This window comes from Psychrobacter sp. Ps3, from assembly GCF_022129275.1.
GTDB lineage: Bacteria > Pseudomonadota > Gammaproteobacteria > Pseudomonadales > Moraxellaceae > Psychrobacter > Psychrobacter submarinus.
On record NZ_JADQAL010000033.1, the window covers coordinates 15,893 to 29,578 of the forward strand.

The window sequence follows — 13,686 nt, forward strand, 5'->3', positions numbered from 1 at the left end:
TATATTAAGACTACATTAACCACCAAAGTCATCAAGCATGATGTTTTCATCTTCAACACCGAGGCTATGCAGCATATCGATGACAGCAGCGTTCATCATCGGTGGCCCACACATGTAGTATTCACAGTCTTCTGGGTTTGGATGGTCTTTTAGGTAATTTTCAAGCAGCACATTATGGATAAAGCCGGTCGGACCATCCCAGTTATCTTCTGGTAATGGGTCAGATAGCGCCACATGCCACTCAAAGTTATCGAACTCTTCTTCGAGTTGATCGTAGTCTTCGACATAGAACATTTCACGAATCGAGCGCGCACCGTACCAAAAGCTAATCTTACGATCAGAATTTAGACGTTTTAGCTGATCGAAGATGTGCGAGCGCATCGGTGCCATACCCGCACCGCCCCCGACGAAGATCATCTCAGCGTCAGTATCCTTGGCAAAGAACTCACCATATGGGCCTGATACCGTCACCTTATCACCAGGTTTTAGGCTAAATACCCAGGACGACATCTTGCCCGGCGGGATACCTTCAGGACCACGCGGCGGTGGACTGGCGATACGGATATTAAACTTGATGATGCCTTTTTCTTCTGGGTAGTTGGCCATTGAGTACGCACGAATAACAGGCTCATCGACTTTTGAGACGTATTTAAAGACGCCGAACTTTTCCCAGTCTTCACGGTACTCTTCGCCGATATCGAAGTCTTTGTAGTGCACTTCATGCGGCGGCGCTTCTAGCTGGACATAGCCACCAGCGCGGAAGTTTACCTCTTCGCCTTCTGGAATCTTTAGTACTAGCTCTTTAATAAAGGTTGCGACGTTGTCGTTAGAGATGACTTCACATTCCCACTTTTGGACATCGAAGAATTCAGGATCAATCTCAATCTCCATATCTTGCTTGACCGCTACCTGACAGGCTAGGCGCATATGATTGCGAATCTCACCTTGAGTGAAATAGCCTTCTTCGGTCGGCAAAATAGAGCCGCCGCCTTCAATCACTCGGCAACGACACTGAGCGCAAGTACCACCGCCGCCGCAAGCTGATGATAAAAATATACCTTCGCTTGCAAGCGTCTGTAGCAGTTTGCCACCGGCAGGGGTGACAACATCATTATCAGGATTTTCATTAATGCGAATGGTAACGTCCCCTGAGCTGACCAGTCTTGAGCGCGCCGCTAAAATAATAGCGACAAGGCTCATGATGATCACAGTGAACATAGCAACGCCACCAATCGCCGTAGCATAATCCATGGTAGGTATCCTTAATTTATGGGGTAGGGGATAAGAGCTGACTGTAGTGGCTCTCTAGCCCCTTCCAAATAAATGAGTTAAATGGTTCAATAAGCTAATAGTGCTCAGTGCCTAAATTGACATACCGCCGAACGACATAAATCCAAGCGACATCAAACCGACAGTAATAAAGGTGATGCCCAAGCCTTGTAGCGGTCCTGGAATGTCTGAATATTTGAGCTTTTCACGGATACCCGCCAAAGCGACAATAGCGACTGCCCAACCAAAACCAGCACCAACGCCGTAGACGACAGATTCGCTAAAGTTATAATCACGCTCGACCATAAATAGTACGCCGCCAAGGATGGCGCAGTTAACCGTAATCAGCGGTAAGAATACCCCTAGAGCGTTATAAAGCGCCGGCACAAACTTATCTAAGAACATCTCTAGAATCTGAACCGTCGCTGCGATTAAGCCGATATAGCTAAGTAGACCTAAGAAGCTAAGATTGATATCAGGAAAGCCCGCCCAAGCCAAAGCGCCACTTTTTAGTATGAACTGAAAAAGTAGGTTATTCAGCGGTACGGTAATCGCCATAACGACGATGACGGCAATCCCAAGGCCAATAGCCGTTGAGACTTTCTTTGATACTGCTAAGAAAGTACACATACCTAAGAAATAGGCCAGCGCCATATTCTCAATAAAGACTGAGGTTATAAATAAGCTAACATAATGTCCCATTAGTGACCGCCTCCATGTGCCATGCCTTTAGATTGCGGCTTCATTACAAAGTCAGCTTCTTCAATTTGTTCTGGCTTCCAAAAACGCACAATGGCGATAAACAAGCCGATGATAAAGAAGGCTGAAGGGGGCAGTAATAATAGACCGTTAGGTAAGTACCAACCGCCGTCAGTCACTGGTTGCAATATAGTGATACCGAACCAAGTACCTGAGCCTAATAGCTCACGAATCGTCGCGACGAATAAGAGTACTGCCGAATAACCAAGACCATTACCGACACCATCTAAAAAACTAGGAATCGGTGGATTGCTCATCGCAAACGCTTCGGCGCGGCCCATCACGATACAGTTAGTGATAATCAAACCAACGAATACCGAAAGTCCTTTACTCACGTCATAAGCGACGGCTTTTAGCACCTGATCGACTAAGATAACTAGTGAGGCAATAATTGTCATCTGTACGATAATACGAATACTAGACGGGATTTTTGTGCGAATAATCGAGATAAAAAAGCTCGAAAACGCAGTGACTAAGGTCAATGCGACACACATGACCATCGCATTGGACATGCTGGTCGTCACGGCGAGTGCCGAACAGATACCTAATATTTGTAAACCAATAGGGTTATTGTCAAAAATAGGCGTAGTTAAAATGCTTTTGGTGTCAGCCATGTTATGCCTCCTTGCCAGTTGCTAATGGTAGAGCCGCTGCCAGTTCAGTTGTTGGCTTGGCTTGCTCAAGGTTTGCTTGGCTAGCTTGGGCGTCAGCATTATCGATAGTGGCACCGCTTTCTTCGCGTAGCGCATCTAGATAAGGTTTATAGCCTTGCTCGCTAAGCCAAAACTGAATCATGTTACTCACGCCGCGACCAGTCAAAGTCGCACCACTAATACCGTCGACCCAGTTCTCTTTTGGGTTGCCCGCTTTGGTAACACCAGTCGCAACCTCGCCATTTTTATCATAAGAATGAATACCGCTCCACTGCGCACGCCACTCAGGCTCTTCAATACGAGCGCCAAGTCCTGGAGTTTCTTTATGCTCATAAAAGCTGATACCTTTAATGGTATTCATATCGCTCTCAAGCGTTAAGAAGCCATAAATCGTACCCCATAGACCATAACCTTGAATCGGTAGTACGACCATTTCTGGATTACCGGCGTCGTCATTTTTGACGTAGACTTTGGCGTATTTAGGGACACGGCCGATGCCAGCAGGATCATTAGCGCCCAAATCATTACTGAGTGCTTGGTTCTTGGTCGCTTGGCTTGCGTCATAGTTGTTACGATCAGGAATGCCAACTTCGACAAGCTGTTCGTCATCTAAATAGTTACCGGCTTGCAGATCAACGATTTTGACATCGAAGTCTTCAAAGCGATTAGCGACATCTTCGGCAGTATCTTGCTCGGTATCATACATGCCCGCCGCGACTAAGATGTTTTTGTTACGATCTAGGCGCGCGTTTTCGATTTGCGCGGGTTTGAGCCCGACCGCGACTGCTGAGACTAAGACTGAGCAGACTAAGCATAGCGTTAACGCGACGCTAACGGTTTTTGCATTATTACTTTTGGGCTTGGACATAACGAACCCTCCGTGCAGTTTGACGCTTGATATTGGCTTGCGTGACAAAGTAGTCAAACAAAGGCGCAAATAAGTTAGCAAATAAGATGGCAAGCATGATGCCTTCTGGGAAGGCTGGGTTGATGACACGAATCAGGACGGTCATAAAGCCAATCAAAATACCGTAAGCCCAGCGGCCTTTATTGGTATGTGCAGCTGAGACCGGATCGGTTGCCATAAACACCGCACCAAAAGCGAAGCCACCAATGACTAGATGCCAATACCAACGCATATTCATCATCAGGTTATCTTCAGAGCCGATTAGATTAAAGATGAGGGAGGTGGCGATAAGACCAACCACACAGCCTGCCATAATACGCCATGAAGCGATACGCGCCCACAGCAGCACCACTGCACCTAACAAAATAGCTAAGGTTGAGACTTCACCGACACTACCTTGGATATTACCAAAGAACGCATCACTCCAAGTGATGGCGCGGCCATAGACATCAACGAACTGATCAGGCGTGACGCCAAGGGCGGCTAGACCTAGCGGTGTTGCGCCAGAAAAGCCGTCAACCGCTGTCCATACCGAATCGCCTGACATATAAGCAGGATATGCAAAGTATAAGAAAGCACGGCCTGATAGCGCTGGGTTTAAGAAGTTTTTACCCGTACCACCGAAGACTTCTTTTGCCACGACAACACCGAAGATAATACCTAAGGCCACTTGCCATAAAGGAATATCGGGCGGCATGATAAGCGCGTACAGTACTGAGGTGACAAAGAATCCCTCATTGACTTCGTGCCCACGGACTACTGCAAACAGTATCTCACAGGCAATACCAACCACGAAGGTGACAAGATAGATGGGCAAGAACTGCATAGCCCCGTAGACGAAGCTGGCCCAAATACTATTAGGGTCGTAGCCTACCATACTAGTGATCACCGTGCGCCAGCCCTCAGGCTCAAGTCCGAGCTGAGAGATAGCGGTCAAAGCTTGATGACCGACGTTGTACATCCCAAAGAACATCGCTGGGAAGGTACAGAGCCAAACGGTAATCATAATACGTTTTAGATCGATACCATCACGCACGTGCGATGAGGTGAAAGTTGTTGTACCAGGTTGACGCAAAAACGTATCGAACATCTCAAAGATGGCGTAGTACTTCTCGTGTTTGCCACCCTTAGTGAAGGACGGCTGCATACGATCGAACATATTGTGTAAAAATTTCATCGTGGTTAGCCCTCCAGCTCAATGCGCGTTAGGTTATCACGCAAGATATCGCTGTATTCATATTTACCAGGAGAGACGAAGGTGCACAAAGCCACATCCTCTTCGTCCAGTTCGAGTACGCCCAAATCAACCGCAGAGATGATATCTTCGACAATCAAAGCGCGCAGTAATTGCGTAGGTAGATAATCTTGGGGCATGACCTCTTCATAGATACCGATCGGCACCATCGCCCGCGGCGAGCCATTGGTAGAGGTGGTAAAGTTAAACTTTTTCTTAAAAAACTGCGAGATATAAATCGGCAGCTTTGAGAAACGGTTTGCACCTGGGCTAAAGAAGTGAAAAGCAGGGCGCTCATAGCCTTCAGGCAAAGAGCTGACTTGATCATGGAAGCGGCCAAGATAAGCGACATTAGCAAACAGCTTACGGCCAGAGAGCACTGAGCCTGAGATAATACGGTTATCACCTGCAATCAGCTGCCCTTTCGTCAACGCCATCAGATCCGCACCGCGCTCGGTTGCGACCAGATGCGGATTAGTTACTGCTGGACCGGCTAGACTCACTAAACGGCGCGTATATAAGCGGCCAGTGGTAAATAATTTACCCAAGGCTATGACGTCTTGAAAGCCGATCGTCCAGACGCTAACACCGCGCATGATAGGATGCAAAAAGTGAATATGCGTACCCGCCAAACCTGCCGGATGCTTACCTGCAAAGCTATGATATTCAGTGACGTTATCACTAGCAGTTTTGGCTACTTTTGGTAAGCTTGCCTTGGCATGATGACAGACAAAGGTCTTAGGACTCAAAGTTGACAGTACCGCTAAGCCATCATTGAATGCTTGCAGCTCTTCATTGATCAAAAGCATAGGGTCAAAAGCTAGTGGATTGGTATCCATAGCAGTGACAAAGATAGCATGCGGACGCGCGCCAAGCTCAGGGGCTCGGCTATAAGGGCGGGTACGAAACGCCGTCCATTCACCAGAAGCAAACAGCTGTTTTTCAACGATTTCGGAGTCAAGATCGGCCAGTTGTTCAGAATCGTAACGGTCAAACTCTACTTCCTCACCATTGGGGTCAACGGCAATCACCAGACTTTCGAACACTCGGCGTTCACCGCGATTGACGGCGACAACTTTACCAGCAGCAGGGGCAGTATAAATGACGCCAACGCGTTTTTTGTCTTCAAAAACGGGCTGGCCTTTAGCGACGATGTCACCTTCTTTGACGTTCATAGTAGGCTTCATGCCCACATAGTCATAGCCAATCAGTGCCACATGTGCAGGTCTGTGCTCAGTTATCTCGCGAGAGGGTTCGCCGGTGATGGGCAAATCCAAACCTTTTTTGATGGTAATCATAAGCGAAAACTTAGTCCATAGTCTAAAACGATACCAGACGTCCTGTATGGTATAAAGGTAGTATAAACAAGCACTACTCAGCAAAGCGTCCACCTGCCAAGGTTATGGCAAAACGGCTCAATGCTTTATCAGTTATGCTCGATTATTCCTACTATCAAGAGTATCAACGCTGACCTTAGACTCCTTAACAACACGTTAATATCTTATTCGACTTACCAAAGTGGCGACTGGCTACCAAGATGCATGCTAAGAGTATTAGCTTCAATCCGCCTGTATAAAACAGGAATTGAATAAATAGTCTTTCCATACCTTTTATTAAAATCTTGAAACGAGCAATGCTCGTATTATGTTATTCAATAACTTCCTGAGGATCACTTACCAATCAAAAAATCGACTCAGTAAACGTTTTGTTGACTAGGTCTGTAAAATGATAGGTAGGGAGATACACATAGGACGATTTTGAATAGAAACAAATACAAATTTACCTAGGATTATACGCTAAATTGACCTAAAATTGCCAGTTAGTAATTGAATTTACTTAATATTGTGGGTGCTCTAAGACTAGGAAACTTCTAGTTATCATTTACTTACCTCTCAGTCCGTTTTACTACCTTAAGAGAAGGTGAGTCCTTCATTATGCTTTTATCTTTTTTAATAGATAAAAGCGACCGTTTTTAAGCTAGACTTGCTAACCTTGTTCAAATTTTATATTAGGAGTGTGTTATGTGTGCTGCGCCAGTGATTATTCCTGCTATTGACCTTAAAGATGGCAAATGTGTCCGCCTAAAACAGGGTCGTATGGAAGACGATACGGTGTTCTCTGACGATCCTGTTGCTATGGCAACGCGCTGGGTAGAAGAAGGCGCGCGTCGTTTACATTTAGTCGATCTAAATGGTGCTTTTGATGGCGTCCCTGTGCACAAGCACGTGGTTGAAGACATCGCCAAAGCTTATCCAAAGCTGCCGATACAACTAGGCGGCGGTGTCCGTACCTTGAATACGATTGAACAATATATCAGTGCTGGTCTGACTTATATCATTATCGGTACTAAGGCAGTCGAAGATCCAAGCTTTGTGAGCGAAGCTTGCCGCGAGTTTGCCGGTCATATCATCGTCGGCATAGATGCCAAAGACGGCATGGTCGCTACTCATGGCTGGGCCAATGTCACTGATACCAAGGCCACTGAGCTTGCTAAGCGCTTCGCTGATGTTGGTGTATCCTCTATCGTCTATACCGATATCGCCCGTGATGGCATGATGCAAGGTGTCAACGTTGAGCAGACGGTCAATCTAGCTCGCGAAGGCGGCATTCCGGTTATTGCTTCAGGCGGCGTCACCGATATGAAGGATATCGAGCTACTTAAACCTTATGGCGACTGTTTAGAAGGTATCATTACTGGCCGCGCTATTTATGAAGGCTCACTAGATTTTGGCGCCGCTCAGCGTTATTTAGACCAGTAAAGATGCGTTGCACGTAAGAGCTTTGAGCTAATAAGACTGAAATTTCTCAAGGATAGTTATGATCATAGAATATAAGCATTTATTAGCAAATAAGCTCAAAGGTGGTGTACATCTTCTACTTTTAGTATGCGTTATGGCATTTGGCGTCTCAGCTTATGCTGCCGAAGCTGAGCTGGCTGAAGTGGCGACAGCGCTGGGTGTCAATAGTGAGGCCGAAGCGAGTGAGTCTGGCGATAGTAGCACGGCGGATGCGCAACCTAAGCCGCCGGTTATTATGGGCGAGAGTACTAATAACGCTGAGATTGAGACTAAGCCTACGCCCAAAAAGGACAATGACATTCGTCAGCGTATCCAAGGGATATTTTCTGAGATTGATGGTCTGCAAGCGGTTAGTATCAGCGTGACCCAAGGAGTAGTGACGCTCACAGGCGAGACCGCCAATGAAAAAAAAGCCCAACAAGCGATTAACCTAACCAATCGTATCACTGATGTCGTCACCGTTGAAGATAAGATAGAGCGTACGCTTGATGTACAGGACAATGTCAGCACCGTCTATCAAGGCCTAAAAAACCAATTTAGAAACCTAATCAAAGCCTTACCGCTACTGTTAGTGGGTATTGTTATTTTCGCCATTGTTGCTTGGTTTGGTAGCTTTTTGTCTAATCGCAAAAGTATGTGGCAGCGCGTCACCCCCAATCCTTTTGTGGCAGAGCTGCTTGCGCAGACCATAAAGGTGATTTTTATTATTTTTGGTCTGATATTAGCGCTGAGCTTAATCGGTGCTGAGACTGTCTTAGGCACGCTACTTGGCGGGGCAGGGGTGATTGGTATTGCCGTGGGTTTTGCGGTTAAGGACACTATTGAGAATTATATTGCCTCTTTGATGCTTAGTATTCGCCAACCTTTTCGCGCGCGCGATCAGGTGGTTATCAATGACTTAGAAGGTATCGTCGTGCGACTGACTTCAAGGGCGACGATTCTGATGACTTTAGATGGTAATCAGCTACGTATCCCTAACGCCGAAGTGTTTAAGGGGGTGATTCTTAACTACACCAAAAACCCCGAACGGCGCTTTACCTTTGAGCTTGGCGTGGATGCCAATGACGATCCACTAGCAGCAATAAAGGTTGGTTTAGATGCTATAAATAAACTGAAGTTTGTACTGGATGAACCAAAAGCCATTGCGGTTATTAATAATGTTGGCGATTCTAATATCATTCTAGAGTTTCAGGTCTGGGTCAATCAGTCCGAGACTGATTTTGCCAAGGCTCGCAGTATCGCCATTCGTGAGACCAAACACGCGCTTGAAAACGAAGGCTTTAGCTTACCTGAACCCATTTATCGCCTACGCTTCAACGATAAAGTAGAAAAAGCGCTAGAGATGGGACAAGGAGAAAAAGCGGATGACAGTGCAAATAAGTCAGATATGAGCATTACTCCGGTTACCCCAGAGTCTGTTGAAGACGTTGAGCTTAGCGACGTAATAGAAGATGATGAGGAGAAAAAGCGCGCAAAAGCCCGTGCTAAATATATCCTGCAAGGCCGTAATGCAGACGAGGTGCTCGACGCAAGACCAGATGCCAAGCTAATGGAAAAAGTTGAGCAAGAGATTGCTGAAAATTCAGATGAAACGGACTTATTAAATAGTAATAGTCCGCAAGAATAGCTAAGCAATATGGCAGTAGCATTTAGCAAGCACAGCTTAGATGCAGCCGCTGTTGAATAAAGTTGAGAGTGACAAAATATTATTTGAGGGAATACCTATGCAAAAAAAACACCTGATTGCCTTAACCCTTGCTACTATTTTGATGTTGTTTGGCTACAATATTGTCAGCAGTTACTTCTATGAAAAGAACAGAGCTGCGCTCATAGATACTGATTCCGAGGTAGTTAAAAATGGTGATGAGGAGAATGACAGCAACTCAGCACAGCCACTAGGCGAAAAACCCAAAGCCATCATTGATAATGCTACTGCTCAAATAGAGCAAGTTCAAGACGTTGAACAGCAGCGTTTAGAACAGATGAATAGCGCTCAGTAAGGCAATCTGTGCTCTATACTATGTATAGTGAATTCTAAGTAAAAGAGTGTGCTTATAATACCTGCTACTGGTATAACCTTTACTGGCATGCTGTTATCGCTCGATGCGCCATCGCATTCATTCTAGTAGCACTGTTTTTTGTCTTATTGTGAATTAATGATAGCTAGAAACTAGAGACAAATAAAAAGGCTAACTTCGAGTTAGCCTTTTTATTTGTCTCTAAATTTATCAATTACCAAAGCTGCTTAGCTTTTCTTGCTATTACCTTTGCTTTTACTACTGCTACGACCATTGGTCTTTTTGACCGGACTCTTTTTGGAAGAGTCTTTCTTCGTTTGGTTCATCTGACTTGATTTTAATTTTTCTAACAGATCAAAATCAATTTGCAATAAGTCCATATTGACGCCAGCGACTTTGACTTTTACCGAGTCGCCCAAACCAAATACCGTACCTTTGTCCTTACCAATCAGTTGTTGTTGCTGCTCGTCATAGACAAAGAAGTCATCACCAACATTAGAGATGTGCACTAGACCATCAATAAACAAATCAGACAAAGTCACAAACAGACCAAAGCTGGTGACACTCGTGACCACACCTTCGAAGTCTTCACCGACATGATCTTTCATGTAGTGACACTTGAGCCACGACTCGACATAGCGTGAAGCTCTTTCCGCACGGCGCTCAGTATCTGAAGTTTGCGTGCCTGCTCCTTCCAAAGAAAAGTCCATAATCGGCTGCTGAGTTTTAGTAACTTTCGCTTTGATCGCGCGATGCAACATCAAATCAGGATAGCGACGGATCGGCGAGGTAAAATGGCTGTATTCATCGTACGCTAAGCCGAAGTGACCGATATTATCAGGCGCATAATTGGCCTGCATCATCGAGCGTAGTAGCATGCTATGAATGCTAATCGCATCAGGACGATCTTTGGTTGCTTCAATCAGGCGCTGATAATCGGCCTGCGTCGGGCTCTCTTCTGGGAAGGGCAGACCGAAGTTTTTGGCGTATTCATGGATACGCATCGACTTTTCTTGATCTGGTTTATCATGATTACGGTACAGTACCGGCAGCTCATGCTTGAGCGCAAAGTTTGCCGCGCAAGTATTCGCCAGCAGCATACACTCTTCGATTAGTTTATGAGCATCGCCGCGCGTACGCGGTACAATCGCTTTAATACCGCCTTCTTCATTGAACTTGATATAAGTCTCAACGGTCTCAAACTCCATAGCATGACGCTCTTCGCGTTTTTTCAAAAGCAGCTCATAGAGTTGATGTAGTGTATCAATTGATTTTTTGACGTCTTTATTGCCTGTCAAAGAATCAGGCACGCTTTTGTCTTTTGGATTGTCAAAATACGCGTTGACTTGGTTATAGGTCAGACGTGCTTGTGAGTTCATCACCGCCGGATAAAACTCATAACCGGTGACATTGCCAGCACGTGAGACTTTGATATCCGCGACCATACATAAGCGGTCGACATTAGGGTTCAATGAACATAAACCGTTTGAGAGTACCTCAGGCAACATCGGAATCACTCGGTGCGGGAAGTACACTGAGGTCCCGCGTTCATAAGCCTCAACATCGAGCGGTGAGTTCGGCGTTACATAGTGACTAACATCAGCGATAGCGACTAGTACCCGGTAGTTACCGCCAGAGCGCTTCTCAGCGAACACGGCATCATCAAAGTCACGTGCATCTTCACCATCGATAGTCACTAAAGGCAGACCACGCAGGTCAGTCCGACCTTTGGTGTCTTTTTCAGTGGGTTCTTTATAGCTATTGGCTTGCTTAAGCGTGGCTTCGCTGAACTCATGTGGAATATCATAATTGAGTAAAGTGGTCTCAATAATCAGCTCGCGATCGTTATCGTCATTGAGCACTTCAGTGATTTTACCAGTCGCAAACTCATGCTGGTTTGGCCAATCAATGATATCGACTTTTACCGGATCGCCTTGTTTGACATCCAAAGCATCGACGTGGTCATCTGCCAAGGTAATAGGTTGATGACTGTTAGGGCTACCCAATTCTACGCAGTAACCTTCTTCATCTTTGGCAAGTATTCCGATGAACTGATTCTGTTGACGCGAGGTGATATCGACAATACGGCCTTCGGTACGTCCGCGATTGTCCGTAGAAGTACCTATGGCCTCAACAGAATCGCCATTGAACACCCAACGCATCTGTTTTTCATGCAAGAAAAGATCTGGCATATCATCGAGCACCACAAAACCAAAGCCTTTTGGATGCGCTGAAACTGTACCGCTGACAATATCGTGCTGAGTCACTGGACGATAACGATAAGGTCGACCTTCACGATTGACTTGTCCATCACGCGCCATCGCTTTTAGACGATTACCTAGCGCATCGAACTGGTCAGGATCTTCGATACCGAAGATTTTAGCTAATGCTTTGTGCGTAACATCGCTATTATCACTAATCGTGCTCAGAATCAGCTCACGACTGGGAATAGGATTGTCATAGCGTTGTGCCTCACTTGAGGCGTTTGGATCATTCCAACTCATAAATTACCGTATCTATTTTTAAAATTATTAATAGGGGCTATCTTAACACGAACCAGTAGACAATATCTTACGTCAATTGTTTGTGTTAAGTGTGATAGCTATAGGGATACGCTCAGTTAATGAGCGTATCAGAAGTTTTTGACAGTAGAGACAGCTTGTAGAGATGAGCAGTTGCTTAAATAGTGCATTTTTAGATATCGATACCAGACTTATCCGCTATCTGTTTACTATCAAGCTCTTTTGACACTTCTAATACTGTCGTCTGATTCGATTTATCGAGGTATTTCTGCGCTTTATCGACTTCACTGGTCAAAGTATTGACCGTCTGCTTCATGTTTTCAAGCGCTTCAACTTTATAATTACTAATCATATCCATCGTCTCATAGACATTATTGAAGGCGTTTTGTAATTTATCAAGTTCAATAGTGCTACTAGTGGCTTGCTCATGGATCTCACCAGACTGACGTTTGAGCATCTCTGAGGTCGACTCAATCAAGCTACTGGTCGTTTTATTAAGTGCGGTGATTTGATCGAGTACCAGTTTTTGATTAGTCATCGCCTGCGCCACTACGACTGCGGTGCGTAGTGCTGATACTGTCGTCGTCGTCGCGCGGTCCACGCCTTTAATCAGCTCCAAGTTATTTTTGCGAATGGTATCAAGCGCTAGATATCCTTGGACGTTAACCGCGAGTTGGGTTAAAAAGTCTGTGTTTTTTTGACGCACATAAAACAGCATCTCTTCTTTAATAATACGTGCTTTTTCAGGATCAGTCGCCTCTATCGCGTGAATCTTTTGTTCTAGCTGCTCATCGATCTTTTTGCCGACATAGATGTACTGACGAATCGATTGCATCAGCTCCCACATATTGACTTTTTCTTGCTCAATCGTGGCATTGTCTTTGAGTAGCTCGTCTTTACCATTATAAAGGCTTGTGACGACGGCGTTAATATGCGACTGCGCGGACTCATATTGACGAAAGTAGTCTTGGACTTTATTACCAAATGGAATGAGGCCAAACAGCTTACGCGAGCTGGTCAATTGCTTTTTGCTTGGGTCTAAATCCTCCACAATGCCGCGCAGCTCCGTCAAGGATTTAGCAATGGGTGAGCTGTCAAATAAGCCATCGTTGAGACTTTTTGCAGGCAAGTCTAGCATGCGATTGGAGACTTGCGCGGACTCACGAATCTCTTTGGAGCCTAGGTTATGAATAGATTGCACGTTTTGCTGAAATTCAGGACTATTAGCAGAGTTAGTAAGCACATGATCAACAAAAGCATCGACCTTGGCATCCAGCTCTGGGATCTGGCTTTTATCGAGCTTGACCATTTGATCCGCTTCGCTGGTATCAACTGATTTGACTGGTTCAGGCGGTGTCAGAGAAATACTAGGAGTGGACGAGTTTTCAGGTGGCGTTAGTTCTTGCATAAAAAGTCCTATAATGGCTAAAGTGAATAATGCTTCTCAAATTTATAATAAAGTTATTGTAGTTAACCCCAGTTCGGGATAAGCCACATTGTAACTCATTGATACTATTTACAATGTC

Annotated in this window: 11 protein-coding genes; 3 read left to right on the forward strand and 8 right to left on the reverse strand. The window is 45.4% G+C overall.

Translation table 11 applies throughout. The annotated features are described in order from the left end of the window. Window positions 1-15: 15 nt before the first annotated feature. The 6 genes from nqrF to I3248_RS09875 all read right to left on the reverse strand — a co-directional run bounded on the left by nqrF (window position 16) and on the right by I3248_RS09875 (window position 6,120). The gene (nqrF, locus tag I3248_RS09850; protein WP_025645218.1) at window positions 16-1,251 is read right to left on the reverse strand and encodes an NADH:ubiquinone reductase (Na(+)-transporting) subunit F; all 1,236 of its coding nucleotides are present in this window, start codon (window positions 1,249-1,251) and stop codon (window positions 16-18) included. 111 nt (window positions 1,252-1,362) lie between these two features. Beyond that, the gene (gene nqrE / locus I3248_RS09855; protein WP_238063522.1) at window positions 1,363-1,971 is read right to left on the reverse strand and encodes an NADH:ubiquinone reductase (Na(+)-transporting) subunit E; all 609 of its coding nucleotides are present in this window, start codon (window positions 1,969-1,971) and stop codon (window positions 1,363-1,365) included. After that, window positions 1,971-2,642 carry an NADH:ubiquinone reductase (Na(+)-transporting) subunit D gene (locus tag I3248_RS09860; protein ID WP_238063523.1) on the reverse strand — a complete coding sequence of 224 codons (672 nt, stop codon included), beginning with the start codon at window positions 2,640-2,642 and terminating at the stop codon, window positions 1,971-1,973. The genes nqrE and I3248_RS09860 overlap by 1 nt, the downstream gene beginning before the upstream one ends. A 1-nt stretch (window position 2,643) precedes the next feature. After that, window positions 2,644-3,549: a Na(+)-translocating NADH-quinone reductase subunit C gene (locus I3248_RS09865; protein ID WP_238063524.1), complete on the reverse strand. Its 906-nt coding sequence runs from the start codon at window positions 3,547-3,549 to the stop codon at window positions 2,644-2,646. Further along, window positions 3,530-4,765, reverse strand: coding sequence for an NADH:ubiquinone reductase (Na(+)-transporting) subunit B (locus I3248_RS09870; protein ID WP_238063526.1), 1,236 nt, complete (start codon window positions 4,763-4,765; stop codon window positions 3,530-3,532). The genes I3248_RS09865 and I3248_RS09870 overlap by 20 nt, the downstream gene beginning before the upstream one ends. A gap of 5 nt (window positions 4,766-4,770) precedes the next feature. After that, entirely contained in the window at window positions 4,771-6,120 is a 1,350-nt protein-coding gene (locus tag I3248_RS09875) for a Na(+)-translocating NADH-quinone reductase subunit A (protein ID WP_238063527.1), read from the reverse strand. A 723-nt stretch (window positions 6,121-6,843) separates the two neighbouring features. Between I3248_RS09875 and hisA the strand changes: the two genes are divergently transcribed. The 3 genes from hisA (at window position 6,844) to I3248_RS09890 (ending at window position 9,620) form a co-directional block, all read left to right on the forward strand. Further along, window positions 6,844-7,581 carry a 1-(5-phosphoribosyl)-5-[(5-phosphoribosylamino)methylideneamino]imidazole-4-carboxamide isomerase gene (gene hisA / locus I3248_RS09880; RefSeq protein ID WP_238063528.1) on the forward strand — a complete coding sequence of 246 codons (738 nt, stop codon included), beginning with the start codon at window positions 6,844-6,846 and terminating at the stop codon, window positions 7,579-7,581. Window positions 7,582-7,639: 58 nt separating this feature from the next. Further along, complete coding sequence (locus tag I3248_RS09885) at window positions 7,640-9,247, forward strand: mechanosensitive ion channel family protein (RefSeq protein ID WP_238063529.1); 1,608 nt, start codon at window positions 7,640-7,642, stop codon at window positions 9,245-9,247. Window positions 9,248-9,344: 97 nt separating this feature from the next. After that, window positions 9,345-9,620, forward strand: coding sequence for a hypothetical protein (locus I3248_RS09890; RefSeq protein ID WP_156923952.1), 276 nt, complete (start codon window positions 9,345-9,347; stop codon window positions 9,618-9,620). Between the two features lie 245 nt (window positions 9,621-9,865). Here I3248_RS09890 and rnr read toward each other — a convergent pair whose 3' ends face one another. Further along, entirely contained in the window at window positions 9,866-12,142 is a 2,277-nt protein-coding gene (gene rnr, locus I3248_RS09895; protein ID WP_238063531.1) for a ribonuclease R, read from the reverse strand. A gap of 190 nt (window positions 12,143-12,332) precedes the next feature. Then, entirely contained in the window at window positions 12,333-13,568 is a 1,236-nt protein-coding gene (locus tag I3248_RS09900) for a toxic anion resistance protein (protein WP_025645238.1), read from the reverse strand. Window positions 13,569-13,686: the final 118 nt, after the last annotated feature.